This is a genomic window from Alkalibacterium putridalgicola (assembly GCF_040959045.1).
GTDB classification, from domain to species: Bacteria; Bacillota; Bacilli; order Lactobacillales; family Carnobacteriaceae_A; genus Alkalibacterium; species Alkalibacterium putridalgicola.
In genome coordinates this window covers 544,863-558,319 of record NZ_CP162615.1, presented here as the reverse complement: position 1 = coordinate 558,319, position 13,457 = coordinate 544,863, and the positions used below count along the sequence as shown (strand labels likewise).

The window sequence follows — 13,457 nt, the reverse complement described above, 5'->3', positions numbered from 1 at the left end:
TTAATATGTAGCTGTGTTTCAGAGAATATCCCCCCTTAGATGTGTATTGACATAATAAATGTTTAGAGTTTGTAAAAGTAATAAAAGAAACCTATGCAAGAGCCCTAAAAGATATCAGAGCACATCGGGAATCTTTGTTAGCGATTACATGAGTTGGTTTATATTTTAAATTAATATAACTTCCGGTTATAATCGCTCGTATCTAATAGTTTAATCTACAGAAATAACAATGTTAACGCTTTCATTTAAAAAATAGTGTTATCCTATCCAAAACCCTATACTTTGGGCATCTTTTACTAAAATAAATTTCTCAAACGACTATTAACTGTAAACAAAAAAAGCCGAATATAATGGTCGGCTTTTTTAAAAAACAATATTCAGTTTTAAATATTTCCATTTATCTTTCTGATTCGAGCTTCTTTGAACAGATAATAATAGGTTGCTTTCTGAAGTTTATAGTGAGCCTGCCACTCGGGCTGGTCGTCAACAGCCATCCCTTTTATTTTCTCGTAAGATTCAAACTGGTTTCTCTGTCTGCTTATCAGTTCCACTAATTTTTCATCATAGGAACGCTTTAATTTACTTGTTCTTTTAAATAATGGCATCATGCACCTACATCTCTCTTCGACCTTCTACTGCTTTTAGCAGTGTGACTTCATCTGCATATTCGATATCACTGCCGACAGATAGCCCGTGAGCCAGACGGGTAACTTTGATGCCGGCAGGTTTGATCAGACGGGATAGATACATTGCTGTCGCTTCCCCTTCGGCCGTAGCATTCGTCGCAATGATCACTTCTTTTACTTCGTCTTTCTGCAGTCGTTTGATCAGAACGGGAATATTGATATCTTCCGGACCTGTGCCTTCGACTGGAGACAGCACACCATGCAGAACATGATAAAGTCCTTTGAAATCCTGCATTTTTTCCATGGCAATGACATCTTTCGGATGCTCCACAACTAAAATGACAGACTGATCACGATTTTTATCTTCACAGATATCACACGGGTCGTTCTGCGTCATATTCCCGCAGATCGAACAATACTGCAAATCCCGCTTCACACTGATCAAGGACTTTGCGAATCGTGTGACATCTTCTTCCTGCATATTGACCGTATAAAAAGCCAGGCGAGCAGCGGTTTTTTCGCCGATCCCCGGTAGTTTCATGTAACTCTCCATTAATTGTGCAATCGGTTCTGGATAATGCATAACCGTTTCCTTTCTAAAAGAAAGCCTCAATCTCAGTTGAGGCTTTCACTCTTTTACTTATTCTTACATTCCAGGTATACCCAGACCTTTAGAATATTTCCCCATTACTTTTTCTGTTTCAGCATCGATTTTTCCTAGGGCATCATTGACAGCCAGCAAAACCAGATCTTCAATGATTTCTGCATCTTCCGGATCAACGATTTCTTCTTTGATCGATACTTTTTTACATTTCTTGTCACCGGTGAATGTGACGGTTACTAGATCGTCATTGGCAGTGCCCGTAAATTCTCTTTCATTCAAGGCTGCCTGATTCTGTTCCATTTCTTTCTGCATCTTCTGCATTTTTTTCATCATACCCTGCATATTTCCCATTCCACGCATATTTCATCATCCTTTTCATAATTTAGTCGTTTATGGTTACATTTTCTTTTCCGAAGAGATTCACTGCCTCACTTACGACAGCTTCCATTTCTTCGGACTCTTGCGTTACTTCTTCTTTCTCCTGTTCGTCGGTGTTTCCTTCCTGGCTGCCGCTCTTCATCTGATCGATGTAGGCTTGACGGACTTCCAGCCATTTGGCAGAAGGGACTGTCGCCATATCGGCACGGTGACCGATAACTTTTTCCAGATAATCTCCGACCGCATCGATCAGGAAGGTATCACTGGCAGCTCTTTCACATAGAATATCATAATCAAAGGTGACGACCAAACCGTTGGGACTTGCGGCCACTGGTTTAGACGTATTCATGATCGCTTTCTGACTGGTCGACAAAGCATTGATCAGGTCCGGCCAGACATCTTTCAGTTTCGCCAGATCCCCCCGCGTGGCATGTTCCAGGATACCAAATACTTGATGTGTGTTGACTTTGAACGCCGTCTGTCCTGATTTTTTCCGGGTCGGCTGACGTTTCGGTGCAGCTGCGCCGTTATTATCTGAGCTGGTCTTCTGCATCTGTTCGATAGCTTTCTGCATCTGGTTCAGCTTGTTTTTTAGTGAACGGATCTCCTGACTGTCACTGGTGTCTTTCTGCACAGTCGCTTGAGGTGCTGAAACGGTCGCTGCCTGAGGCGTAGCCTGTGCAAGACGCACGGTCGCGACTTCAAGATACACTTCTGCATGTGTCGATGTCCGCATTTCCAGTTGAGTCTGATTCATGATACGGATGACATCATAGATTTTTTCCGGATGTGCTCCTGCGATCAATTCTTTAAATGAATCATCCACTTTACTCATCTTGAGGAGCGTATCATCCTCGGTTTTCTGATAAATAAGAATATCCCGGGAAAACAGAATGACATCCTCAACTAGACGGTTAGCGTCTTTCCCCTCCTGCATCATCTGATGAAGAAGACCAAGACCTTTTTCGGTGTCGTGATTCAATGCCGCAGTTAAATAATCGATCATCAGCTCCTGAGTGATACTGCCGGTGATCCGAAGCGTGTCATCCAGAGTGACTCGGCCATCTGAGAACGAAATGACTTGATCTAAGATACTCAAGGCATCACGCATACCGCCTTCGGCAGCTTTGGCAATGCTCATCAAGGCATCCGGATCAAATTCAACTTGTTTTTCGTTCAGGATATAGGTCATCCGCTTGATGATATCCTGAGGTGAAATCCGTCTGAAGTCAAAACGCTGTGTCCGGGAAATGATCGTCAGCGGTATTTTATGTGGTTCAGTCGTTGCCAGAATGAAGACGACATTCATCGGCGGTTCTTCCAGTGTTTTGAGCAGCGCATTGAAGGCCCCCATCGAGAGCATATGCACTTCATCGATGATATAGACCTTATACTCAGCCTCTGTCGGTGCATAGTTCGCTTTCTCTCTGATGTCACGGATCTCATCCACACCGTTGTTACTTGCTGCATCGATTTCTATGATGTCCCCAAGTTTGCCCTGAGTGATCGACTGACACAAATCACACTCATTACACGGTTCCCCATCTACAGCATTCGGACAATTCATTGCTTTGGCAAAAATTTTAGCAGCACTTGTTTTTCCTGTTCCTCTAGGCCCGGAAAACAAGTATGCATGGCTGGTATTCCCATGACTTAATGCATTCCTTAAGGTTCTGGTTACAGCTTCCTGGCCCGCAACATCCTCAAATCGCTGGGGTCTCCAGACACGATATAACGCTTGATAGCTCATGTTTCCCCTCTTTTCTCACAAAATCGGTCTCTCTACTATTATAGGTGAATTCCTGTCTAATTCAAAAACTTTTTATGAATTTTCTAGCCAGTGAATAAACATAAACAATTTTTTAAAACCCGGTCTCTATGCTGTGCTGATACAGGATTTAAGTATTCAGTCACCAATCCTTCAGCTGATGGGAAAGACCAATTCGGCAGTATCAACTTACATAAATACACGTTCTTTTATTTTCCCGTTTAAATCTGTTAAAATAACTTTAACTTGCCAGTGATTCGATTAAACTACATAAATGTCAATTTCTTTGGACGAAGGAGAAACTATGCCATGAAAAATCATGAAGAAACAAGCCGGTTCCAGATCATTGACTGGCTGCTGCGCGTACTTAAGGGTATGCTCATCGGTTCAGGAGCGATCCTTCCGGGAGTCAGCGGTGGGGCTCTGGCAGCTGTATTTGGTCTGTACGAGCCGCTCATCTTATTCATTTCAGATATCGCGAATGAATTTATAAAATGGATCCGCTACTTTTTGCCGGTCGGTATCGGTGCACTTTTAGGCGTCTTCGTCTTATCCTATCCGCTGGACTTTGGGCTGCAGTACTACCCGGTCCATGTCCTTTGGGCCTTTATCGGCGCTATTCTTGGCACGCTGCCTACTTTGTATAGGGAAGCGGGGAAAAATGGACGAAAACCTTGTCACATCGCTTTAGCTGTTCTTACGGCTGTCATCATGTTTGTCCTTTTGTTATGGGCAAACGAGAACCTGGACTTACAAGTGGAGCAGAATATTCTGACCTGGTTATGGTCTGGGGCTATCTTTGCATCTGGTTTTATCATTCCAGGCCTCAGCCCGTCAAACTTTCTTATCTACTTGAACCTCTATCAGCCTTTGACGGAAGCTATCCGACTGCTTAATTTTTCAATCCTGATTCCAGTCGCTATCGGAGCAGTCATCTGCGTGTTTCTCTTTGCAAAAGCTATCAGATACTTGTTAAGTATTGCCTATGCAACCGTGTTTCACTTTGTATTCGGTGTCGTCGTCGCTTCTACAGCGATCATCGCTCCCTCGATCGAGATGTATGCTGATCTGACTGCTCTTGACTATGGCCTTGTCATTCTGCTTTTTCTTGCTGGACTGGCCCTTGGGTTATGGATGGGACGTCTGGAAAACACTTATAAGACAGAATAAGACCAGCAAGTTAAGTTCCGAGCCGATCCAGCACTAGCAGTATAATTGAAAATCCCTATGTCGATATATGTCGATGTGGGGATTTTCGCTTGAAAACAAGATGACTTACTTTAAGAAGTCTTTAGTTTTTATCCTACTCACTTGAAAAGGTAAACTGTTGGCTTCTAAATAAAACAGTAAAAAAAAGATGCCCTTATAATAAGGAGCATCTCTATCTATGAATAGGTTTAAAGTATTCATGGCTATGTATTCACATAACACATGGCGGAGCGATACTTAGTGCTGCTTCCTTCCGGACCTGACACGGTTCATATGCCCGCCATTGTCATGTGGCCTCTCGGCACTTATTATAATAGCACAAGTAGATATTTTTTTCCAGTATAAATTTAAAAAGGTATGTGTAAAGTTAATCTCGGAAATTTATTCTAGAAATCTGAAACACTGTTTTTATTTTTTCTCTTTCTCAATTGCTTGATCGCTCTTTGAGCTCCCAATACGATTGAGAAAGAGGGTTTTAACTAAACATTTTTTGCAATTGTCCTATAGGACTTGATGAAGAGCTGTAATTAGCTATACTCCCAATTTTTACACCGATTGATGGTTTTGTCTTGCTTTTCTTCAAAGCTGCTCGTACAGCGCCTTTGAACTCCGGTTGGAGTTCCGTTAATAGTTCGGGAATCTTTTCGGTTAGCGCTCGGAGAAACGTTCCATTCTTTCGTGCAGAAATGATCGCTGCGACATTTCCAGCACCTTGAGCTGAAAACCCTCGGCCTTGTCGTTTCATGCGATAACTATAAGGGCGATGATTACTCTCACATACACCTAGTCCTCCGTTTACAGGTAGGTTTCTCATTTTTAAGGGTTTAAGACTGTCCCAATTTCTATATAGGTAGGCTTTTAATTTTGAAAGTTCTTCTTTATATTCCGTTGCTTTTTCATCGTTGCCTTTGATACGACTCTCAGTCGTCGCTATAATCGCTTCAACCAGATCCAGATTGTATATACGCACAGCTTTCCTCATTTTTTCTTCCATTTTTTTATCAAAATACATCCGTTGTTTGATTTTTTCATTGACATGATAGGCATCTCTAAAATGCTCATGACGCTGGCATTTTCCGATAATCCGATAGAATTTATCTTTATCGTAACCACTACCTCCATCACTGTTAGAGATGACAATCGTTTCCCGTAAGTCATAGATTGATTCCAGCCATAGACTTGCGCGTTTAAATGCTTCTGAACTCGATATAGTGCTCTCGAACATTCTCGAATTAATTAAAACGGGCCTTTTCTGTTTGCCTTTATACTCAACACCTTCATGGAACTGAACACGATGAATTTCAGGACGTTTCTTTTCTTTACCTTTAGTGAGCATTAAACCATCACCTTCGATAAACAGTACTGGCGTCTTAGTCTTGTCCTTTTGAGCCGTTTCGTCTTGAAGAGGGGCCGTATCCGTCCATTCTTGGATAGTTGTACCTATTTTTTGAGTCATCTTATGTATAGTCGTATGGCTCAATGAAAACGGCGTAAGCAGATCAATCGCTTCTTCGGCTTTGCGATAAGTTCCATCAGAAGCTATTTGAGCTGCTTTCATTTCGACAAGAGGAGAATGGCGTTTACGTGGCTCTAGGCCGACAGCTTGATCAAAAGGAATGACACTTTTTTCGCCTTCTTTTCGCATACGATGTCTTGCAATCTCTACAGGACCAACGGTCATGTGAAGTGTACGTTTAGGTACACTATCAATTTCATATCCCTGCTCTTTATATTTCGGAAGCAGTTCTAAATCAATCTGTTTAAAGGCTGCGTTAAGCAATTGTTGATTCACCTGTTGTAAAAGTCTCTCCAGGGCTAATTCTCCTTCTAATAATGTGGAAGAATCCTTTATCGTTTCGATGATTTCTGTTATAATTTCATTCATAAGAAGACCTCTTTCTCTAGCGTTGTCGTTATCTCTAGATTAAGGGTCTTCTTTCTTTTTGTCTAGGTCGGATTTTCCCTCTTCCGACATTTATTTTACACATAGTTTAAAAAGAGCAGCTGACACCGTTGATGGCGCGGATGACTCGTGAGCTGCTTTTGGAAGCAAGTACTGGGATAATAAGAAAAACTGATAACAGTATGAAGGTCGTCGTTAGTCCCGATTCAGGCAGTAAATAGGTGATCCCCTGAAGGATCAGAAAATACAGAAGATAAAACCCGATACTGAAAGCCGGACACATAAATCGTTTCATCAAAGTCACTCCTTAGTCAAGATATAGTTTACCATCCCGGTTATCGCTTTGCCAGTTTAATTATGGTCCAGACTATTCTCATCAGCTTACTGGACGATGAGCCTAAAAAAAACGTATGAACAGAGTCAATAGACGACCTTATTCCTGCGGTTTTTCAGTTTAGCCTTATCCTTTGATCAGATATCAGCCAATATAATCGATATTTTCGAGGATCATACCGCTTTTGGGAACGGTAGGGATATTCACCATACTGAACCCGATATCCTGATTTGGAACAGTATATGAGACGTTGTTAATTAAATAATCCGCAACAACTTCCATGGCCCGAACGGTATTGAATTCACCCGGACAGCGGTGTCCAGTATAATAATCGCCGCCACCATGAGCTAGCAGTTTCATCTGAATCTCATCGGTCGGACTTGAATGCCAGTCACTGAAGCGTTCCGGTCTGAATTCTTCAAGTTCATTTATCTGGTAATATCATGTGAAATACTCCTCTTCATAGTTAAGTTATCATTTTTATGATATTTCATTTTCGTCAGTTTACTACTGCCGTTACCGACCGGCTTTATTGTGGTTTGTCAAACTTCTTATTGTCGTAAAAAATTCTCGTTATTTCCCATTTCCATCTTTCCGTCTTCTTTTTCCTCTTACTTTGCAGCGCTACAATAATGAACCAGGATCCATACAGGAGGAACATTGAAACTGAAAAGTTCAATCCGTTTAAAATAGTATCTGATAAATTTATATTTTTCGTCACTACAGAAAATATTAATGGTACGGCAATGTAAGTCACAACAAAACTAGACAGCATTAAGTACAAACTATCTTTTAAAAAACCATTTAATGAATAGTCATACTTTGAATCCATCAAGCCAAAAATAATCAGTTCTATTAGAATAAAAGCAACAACTATAAATGACATAAAAATATAGTTGAAGTCCGCTGATAAAAGCAGCATCAAGATTGCCAAAGACGGTATAGTGTACATAACTTTATATCTTTGCATTTTCTCCTGCTCACTTAGCTCATTTAATTTTAATATTTCTCTCACCTCATTCTCATTATACACAGAATATATTATTTTTTCTAGTATATATCTTAAATAAGGTGAGCACTTTCATAATAACCAATCACAACTGATAGAGTCAATTATATGTACTTTCTTTTTTAATCAATATCACTTTGACTGCATTAGGCGTGTTAGTCTAAATGGATATACAAAAACACCCTGAAGCATGCTATTACACACTTCAGGATGTTTCTAAAAAAATTCATGATTTTATTGTCTTGTTAGAAAATAATCAGGCAGAATGATTCAATTTTTTTGCCTTTTTATTACTCTGCATGATACTCCATGAACGTTTGATCGTTCCCAGTAAGTTGGTATCAGAATAGATCAGTACATTAGAACGATAGAACGCCAGAGCAATAAATGATATCACGATGGCAAATCCAACAGTCCCGATGATCGACATCCAGACACCAAAGGTCGATACCGTTTCCGCTGCTATCCTGAACGGCATGACAAAAGGCGTAAAGAGTGGAATATACGAAAAGACGGCAACGAACATGTTATCCGGAGCAGTAAAGGCGAATATCCCGACATAAAACCCTGTCAGCGCCAGAAAGACGATAGGCGTCACTGCCTTGTTCACATCTTCCATTTTGGTAGCCAGGGAGCCAAAGAACGCTGCCAGCACCACATACATAAGCACACCCACAATAAAGAAAATGAGTGTATACCCCATCAGTTCCTGGAATATAGCAGCCACATCTACGCCTCCGATCAGATCCTGAACGATCTGGGCATCTTTAAAGTATAACCATGCGCCGAATCCCACCACAGCATAAATGGCTATTTGAGTAAGTAGAATCAGCATGACACCAGTTAATTTACCGAAGAAGTGATTCGTCGCACTCGCGCTGGACAAAATGATCTCCATAATTCGTGTACCTTTTTCACTGGCAACCTCTTCAGCAATAATACCGGCATAAGTCATGATAAAGATCATGATGGCTATACTGACGAAATAGGCGCCACCCTGCTGGATCATACGGTCAGAAAATTCCTCTTGGGTCAAGGTTCCTTCTTCAACATTGACGAACTGTTCGTCGATCATGACAGGTTCTGATAACGCCATAACTTCTTCCGGTGCCAGTTCGAGCTGATCAGCTCTCACCATCGTCTGATAATTCGATAAAGCTTCCTGAATGATCGGTAACAGCTCAGACATGTCATCCGTATAAACAAGTTGTGCATCGATCGTTCCATTTTCAACTTCCGCTACAAGGTAGCCGCTAATCGATTCATCGAGTAATGCTTCTTCAGCCTCAGTTTCCGTCCCGATTTCTTTCTCGATCTCAAAGCCCCATTCTTCATTTGAAAAAATCTGATTAATGCTTTCGTTTTCAGTTAATACAGCAATCGATACATCCGGGGCCTGTTGCTCTTCCTGAGAAAAGTAATACGTCAGTCCCGCAATGAAGGCAAAGACAAGTAAAGGCGACAGTACCATAACCGCAAATCCGAATGATTTCACGTTCTTTTTATAAACTTCCTTTGTAATGACCCAGTATTTACTCATTCTTTTCACCCGCCAATCGTTTAAAGATCTCTTCCAGTGTCGGAGGCTGCTGACTGAATGTTGGGATATAGCCATTCTTAGTTGCTGCATCGAAGATGGCTTTACCATCTTCCGTTTCAGTCAGATAAGCCACGTCAATACCGTCATTTGTTTTTTCGACCCGTTGTACACCAGGAAACTGGCGCAGTTCTTCAGGCGTTAAGTCGGATTCTAAGAAAAGTTTTGTCCGTCCGAACTGCTGACGGATGTCTCGAACAGTTCCATTCAGGACCGGTTTGCCGTCTTTCAACATGATGAGACTGTTACACAGTTCTTCCACATTATTCATATTGTGACTTGAAAAGATAATACTTGCTCCATTAGCCTGGGCCTCTCGGATACCATCTTCCAGCAGTTCAGCATTGACTGGATCCAGCCCACTGAACGGTTCATCTAGAATGATCAGTTCCGGCTGGTGAATCAATGTCGATATCAACTGCACTTTCTGCTGATTCCCTTTAGACAGCGTCTTGACTTTATCCGTCTTTTTACCTTTGACCTCGAATTTTTCCAGCCAATGATCGATCAGCGGTTTGATTTCACTTTTTTTCTTCCCGCGCAGCTGAGCAAAGTAGAGTAGCTGGTTTTCAACTGAAACTTTCGGATATAAGCCACGTTCTTCAGGCAGATAACCTATTTTATTAAATGTCTTTGTTGTCAGATATCGTTCGTTCCAGAGCACATGCCCTCTATCCGGGGTCAATAAATTCAAGATGATACGAAACGTTGTTGTCTTACCAGCACCATTCTGACCGATCAGTCCCATGATCTCACCGGGCTTGATCGTAAAATTCAAGTCATCCACTGCAGTAAGCGATCCAAACGTTTTCGTCAGATCTTTAACTTCTAGCATGTTCTTCCTTCTTTCTATGTTTTTATGTATTGTTCTCCAGCATCCAGAATAAAACATGAGAACAGTTATATTGTATAATAATTCATGTATATTTGCATCCTACTAAAGTACTATTTATCACTTTTTAGTCACATTTTCAGTGACTAAACAAGACCAACTATCGGATGGAGCCTAAAGTTCACCTTCAGCTCATTCTCTTATAATAGATCCATCCAGAGTAAATACCAGGTATCACTATCCAGGAAAGAATACCGTATTTCACCACTTCGATCAGTTCAATATTTAGAAAGTAAGCGATGATCATAATCAGGATGATTGGAAATGTTATATAGCCGAGCCATTTGTGCGCAGCTTTCCATGTTTCCTCATCACGTACTGTCCAAGGCAGACGGAGCCCCATATACCGGTTAAACGGCAGTTTTGGTGCAGTGTTTCCAATGATTCCCATGATCGCCAGTGTTGCGATAAAGGCCAGACCATTTTCGTTTTCCATAATCAGTGAGCCGGCATCGGGGTACCAGATCAGAAATAAGAATACTCCAGTAAAAAACATTATAAATAGCCGATTCAAACGTCTCATCGTTTTCACTTTCGGATTAGATGCGGATAACTGAGCGATCTTAGGTGTGTAAATATCCATTATCCCCAGCCCCAATATGATTCCTATACCGATCGATATAAGGCGCCATTCACTTCCTTCTACAAATAGACCTAGACCTATGATCACTGTTGCAATGATAGTGAGCGGCCAGATAACTGCTGGTTTTTTCATTCTTCATTCTCCTTTTCAAAAAGATTCATAAATCCACTTAATGTTTCCTGCAGCACTGTTAGATTGATGGAATAAATACGGTACAGTCCTTTTTTCTCGGCACTCACTAATTCAGCTTCTTTTAAAATATCCAGATGTTTTGAAATAGCCGGTTTAGATATGTCGAATCGCTCAGCTATCTCTCCTGCCGTCATGTCTCTGTCCCGCAGGAGAGCAAGGATTTTTCTTCTCGTCGGATCACTCAACGCTTTGAATACGCTGCTCATTTTAAACCCTGCTCTCTTTAACTATTTAACCGTTTAGTTAAATATAATATAGTCCAAACCCTAACTTTTGTCAACACAAAAGAGAGGATGAACAGATTCATCCTCTCTTCCGGCAAGATAGTGGTGAATCCAACAAAATCCACTTAAAAAGTTGTCTCAGAAGTAATTTAGCGACCAATTCAGGCTGCGATTCTCCAGAAAGTGGTCGCAATAGTCGTTTAGTGACAAGTTTATGCTGCAAGTCTCCAGGAAGTGGTCGCAATAGCCGTTTAGTGACAAGTTTATGCTGCGATTCTCCAGGAAGTGGTCGTAATAGCCGTTTAGTGACAAGTTTATGCATGCAAGTCTCCAGAAAGGGGTCGTAATAGCCGTTTAGTGACAAGTTTATGCATGCAAGTCTCCAGAAAGTGGTCCCAATAGCCGTTTAATGACTTGTTAGCATTAAAACTTTCATGGGAATGATTGCGATATAACACAATTACTAAGTACAGTACTTCTCTTGCTGCATAAAATTTTTAAAAGGAGCGAGGTTGGAAAAAAGTCCCAGCCTTGCTCCTTTTACTATTCGCATAAAGATTTAACCTTCAATAATTTTCACATAAAAGGTCCGTTGTCTGGGACCGTCAAATTCTGAAAAGTAGACGCTCTGCCAGGTACCAAAGATAATTTCCCCCTCATGAATGATCAGGGATTCACTGGCACCGACAAGCGACGATTTCATATGACCATCGGAATTCCCTTCCATGTGGACAAAATAATCGTGATTCGGAAATGTATCATCCAGCGCACGTTTCAAGTCCTTTTTCACATCCGGATCTGCATTTTCATTGATCGTTATACCAGCCGTCGTGTGCGGACAGTAAACGAGCATCATGCCTTCTTTGACGCCGCTCTCTTCAAGGGCTTCGTTCAGATAGGAATCCAGTTCTTTGAATTCCTGTTTATCTTGAGTAGATAGAGAGAACTTCTTTAAATAAGTCATTTATCTTCCTCCTTTATCTTCTTGATTTAATCATAACGAATCCGATGATTTTATCCAAAGAGAAAGAATCGATTCATCTTCAATCTACTTTTACGATCCATCCTTCGGGCGCTTTTACATCACCGAATTGTATCCCTACTAATTCATTATATAACTTCATCGTTACGGGACCGACTTCCTCTTCCGAATAAAACACGTGGAAATCATTACCCACTTGCAGTCCGCCTATGGGAGCAATAACAGCTGCTGTGCCACAAGCGCCGGCCTCTTTAAAACGATCGAGTTCATCGATATAGACGTCTCCTTCTTTAACCGTCAGACCTAAGCGGTTTTCAGCCACCCACATTAGTGACCGTTTGGTGATGCTGTTAAGGATCGAAGGCGATTTAGGCGTAATGAATTCGTCATCGTGCGTGATTCCAAAGAAATTTGCGGCACCGACTTCTTCGATTTTTGTCTGGGTTGCAGGGTCCAGATAGACGGCATCACTGTAGTGACGTTCTTTCGCTTCTTTACCCGGCAAGAGGCTGGCCGCATAGTTCCCGCCAACTTTTGAAGCACCGGTACCTCTGGGTGCGGCACGGTCATATGAACTAACTAAAAAGTTAGAGGGTTTTAACCCGCCTTTAAAGTAGGCACCGACTGGTAAGACAAAGATCGAAAAGATGTATTCCTCTGCCGGTTTGACACCGATATTATCTCCAACACCGATCACAAACGGGCGAATGTACAAAGAACTGCCCGATCCGTATGGAGGGACCCACTCTTCATTTGCTTTGACCACTTTTTTTACAGCCTCAACGAACGCCTCTTCCGAATAACTAGGCATGAGCAGGCGCTCACAGCTCTGTCTCATTCTTCTGGCATTTTCGTAGGGTCTGAAAAGATTGATCGATCCGTCTTTTGCCCGATAAGCTTTCATGCCTTCAAAACACTGCTGTCCGTAGTGCAGCGCCGTAGACCCTTCTGAAATGTGAAGCGTATTGTCTGTCGTTAAAGAGCCTTCGTCCCATTGACCGTTTTTATAGTGTGATAAGAAGCGGTAATCTGTTTTAATATAAGAGAAACCTAAGTTCTCCCAGTCGATCTGTTTTATTCCTTTTTCGTTCTGCATAAATGAATCCCCATTCTTTCCCCAAATTTTCTTACGTTTTCCATTATACCAAAAATGAAT

15 protein-coding genes and 1 other RNA gene are annotated in these 13,457 nt (G+C 41.5%); 1 reads left to right on the top strand and 15 read right to left on the bottom strand.

All coding sequences use genetic code 11. The features are described from left to right. Window positions 1-383 precede the first annotated feature (383 nt). The 4 genes from AB4027_RS02865 to dnaX all read right to left on the bottom strand — a co-directional run bounded on the left by AB4027_RS02865 (window position 384) and on the right by dnaX (window position 3,358). The gene (locus AB4027_RS02865) at window positions 384-608 is read right to left on the bottom strand and encodes a YaaL family protein (protein WP_368645893.1); all 225 of its coding nucleotides are present in this window, start codon (window positions 606-608) and stop codon (window positions 384-386) included. A 4-nt stretch (window positions 609-612) separates the two neighbouring features. Beyond that, window positions 613-1,209, bottom strand: coding sequence for a recombination mediator RecR (gene recR, locus AB4027_RS02860; RefSeq protein ID WP_091486677.1), 597 nt, complete (start codon window positions 1,207-1,209; stop codon window positions 613-615). A 63-nt stretch (window positions 1,210-1,272) separates the two neighbouring features. After that, on the bottom strand, window positions 1,273-1,590 hold the full coding sequence (locus AB4027_RS02855) for a YbaB/EbfC family nucleoid-associated protein (RefSeq protein ID WP_091486680.1): 318 nt from the start codon (window positions 1,588-1,590) through the stop codon (window positions 1,273-1,275). A gap of 22 nt (window positions 1,591-1,612) precedes the next feature. Further along, on the bottom strand, window positions 1,613-3,358 hold the full coding sequence (dnaX, locus tag AB4027_RS02850) for a DNA polymerase III subunit gamma/tau (protein WP_091486683.1): 1,746 nt from the start codon (window positions 3,356-3,358) through the stop codon (window positions 1,613-1,615). A 327-nt stretch (window positions 3,359-3,685) separates the two neighbouring features. Between dnaX and AB4027_RS02845 the strand changes: the two genes are divergently transcribed. Next, a complete protein-coding gene (locus AB4027_RS02845; protein ID WP_368645892.1) occupies window positions 3,686-4,546 on the top strand; it encodes a DUF368 domain-containing protein in 861 nt (286 codons plus the stop codon). 245 nt (window positions 4,547-4,791) lie between these two features. On the opposite strand, the gene ffs is transcribed toward AB4027_RS02845, so the two are convergent. From ffs to AB4027_RS02790, 11 genes are all read right to left on the bottom strand, one after another. After that, window positions 4,792-4,881: signal recognition particle sRNA small type (gene ffs / locus AB4027_RS02840), an RNA gene on the bottom strand. Window positions 4,882-5,060: 179 nt separating this feature from the next. Then, window positions 5,061-6,470 carry an ISLre2 family transposase gene (locus tag AB4027_RS02835; protein WP_368645792.1) on the bottom strand — a complete coding sequence of 470 codons (1,410 nt, stop codon included), beginning with the start codon at window positions 6,468-6,470 and terminating at the stop codon, window positions 5,061-5,063. A 106-nt stretch (window positions 6,471-6,576) separates the two neighbouring features. Next, on the bottom strand, window positions 6,577-6,783 hold the full coding sequence (locus AB4027_RS02830; RefSeq protein ID WP_091486688.1) for a hypothetical protein: 207 nt from the start codon (window positions 6,781-6,783) through the stop codon (window positions 6,577-6,579). Window positions 6,784-6,966: 183 nt separating this feature from the next. Beyond that, window positions 6,967-7,182, bottom strand: a complete 216-nt coding sequence (locus AB4027_RS02825; protein ID WP_368645891.1) for a hypothetical protein — start codon at window positions 7,180-7,182, stop codon at window positions 6,967-6,969. 169 nt (window positions 7,183-7,351) lie between these two features. Continuing rightward, a complete protein-coding gene (locus AB4027_RS02820; RefSeq protein WP_368645890.1) occupies window positions 7,352-7,837 on the bottom strand; it encodes a hypothetical protein in 486 nt (161 codons plus the stop codon). A 250-nt stretch (window positions 7,838-8,087) separates the two neighbouring features. Then, entirely contained in the window at window positions 8,088-9,371 is a 1,284-nt protein-coding gene (locus tag AB4027_RS02815) for an ABC transporter permease (protein WP_368645889.1), read from the bottom strand. After that, a complete protein-coding gene (locus AB4027_RS02810; protein ID WP_368645888.1) occupies window positions 9,364-10,263 on the bottom strand; it encodes an ABC transporter ATP-binding protein in 900 nt (299 codons plus the stop codon). The genes AB4027_RS02815 and AB4027_RS02810 overlap by 8 nt, the downstream gene beginning before the upstream one ends. 184 nt (window positions 10,264-10,447) lie before the next feature. Continuing rightward, window positions 10,448-11,035, bottom strand: a complete 588-nt coding sequence (locus AB4027_RS02805; protein WP_368645887.1) for an SdpI family protein — start codon at window positions 11,033-11,035, stop codon at window positions 10,448-10,450. After that, window positions 11,032-11,301, bottom strand: coding sequence for an autorepressor SdpR family transcription factor (locus AB4027_RS02800; RefSeq protein ID WP_368645886.1), 270 nt, complete (start codon window positions 11,299-11,301; stop codon window positions 11,032-11,034). The genes AB4027_RS02805 and AB4027_RS02800 overlap by 4 nt, the downstream gene beginning before the upstream one ends. A gap of 577 nt (window positions 11,302-11,878) precedes the next feature. Further along, complete coding sequence (locus tag AB4027_RS02795) at window positions 11,879-12,283, bottom strand: secondary thiamine-phosphate synthase enzyme YjbQ (protein ID WP_091486708.1); 405 nt, start codon at window positions 12,281-12,283, stop codon at window positions 11,879-11,881. Between the two features lie 79 nt (window positions 12,284-12,362). Further along, window positions 12,363-13,397 carry a branched-chain amino acid aminotransferase gene (locus AB4027_RS02790; protein ID WP_368645885.1) on the bottom strand — a complete coding sequence of 345 codons (1,035 nt, stop codon included), beginning with the start codon at window positions 13,395-13,397 and terminating at the stop codon, window positions 12,363-12,365. Window positions 13,398-13,457: the final 60 nt, after the last annotated feature.

Excerpts from the sequence above, each read along its gene's own strand:
- AB4027_RS02865 (WP_368645893.1), bottom strand. The coding sequence starts at position 608 with ATGATGCCATTATTTAAAAGAACAAGTAAATTAAAGCGTTCCTATGAT.
- recR (WP_091486677.1), bottom strand. The coding sequence starts at position 1,209 with ATGCATTATCCAGAACCGATTGCACAATTAATGGAGAGTTACATGAAA.
- AB4027_RS02855 (WP_091486680.1), bottom strand. The coding sequence starts at position 1,590 with ATGCGTGGAATGGGAAATATGCAGGGTATGATGAAAAAAATGCAGAAG.
- dnaX (WP_091486683.1), bottom strand. The coding sequence starts at position 3,358 with ATGAGCTATCAAGCGTTATATCGTGTCTGGAGACCCCAGCGATTTGAG.
- AB4027_RS02845 (WP_368645892.1), top strand. The coding sequence starts at position 3,686 with ATGAAAAATCATGAAGAAACAAGCCGGTTCCAGATCATTGACTGGCTG.
- AB4027_RS02835 (WP_368645792.1), bottom strand. The coding sequence starts at position 6,470 with ATGAATGAAATTATAACAGAAATCATCGAAACGATAAAGGATTCTTCC.
- AB4027_RS02830 (WP_091486688.1), bottom strand. The coding sequence starts at position 6,783 with ATGAAACGATTTATGTGTCCGGCTTTCAGTATCGGGTTTTATCTTCTG.
- AB4027_RS02825 (WP_368645891.1), bottom strand. The coding sequence starts at position 7,182 with ATGAAACTGCTAGCTCATGGTGGCGGCGATTATTATACTGGACACCGC.
- AB4027_RS02815 (WP_368645889.1), bottom strand. The coding sequence starts at position 9,371 with ATGAGTAAATACTGGGTCATTACAAAGGAAGTTTATAAAAAGAACGTG.
- AB4027_RS02810 (WP_368645888.1), bottom strand. The coding sequence starts at position 10,263 with ATGCTAGAAGTTAAAGATCTGACGAAAACGTTTGGATCGCTTACTGCA.
- AB4027_RS02805 (WP_368645887.1), bottom strand. The coding sequence starts at position 11,035 with ATGAAAAAACCAGCAGTTATCTGGCCGCTCACTATCATTGCAACAGTG.
- AB4027_RS02800 (WP_368645886.1), bottom strand. The coding sequence starts at position 11,301 with ATGAGCAGCGTATTCAAAGCGTTGAGTGATCCGACGAGAAGAAAAATC.
- AB4027_RS02795 (WP_091486708.1), bottom strand. The coding sequence starts at position 12,283 with ATGACTTATTTAAAGAAGTTCTCTCTATCTACTCAAGATAAACAGGAA.
- AB4027_RS02790 (WP_368645885.1), bottom strand. The coding sequence starts at position 13,397 with ATGCAGAACGAAAAAGGAATAAAACAGATCGACTGGGAGAACTTAGGT.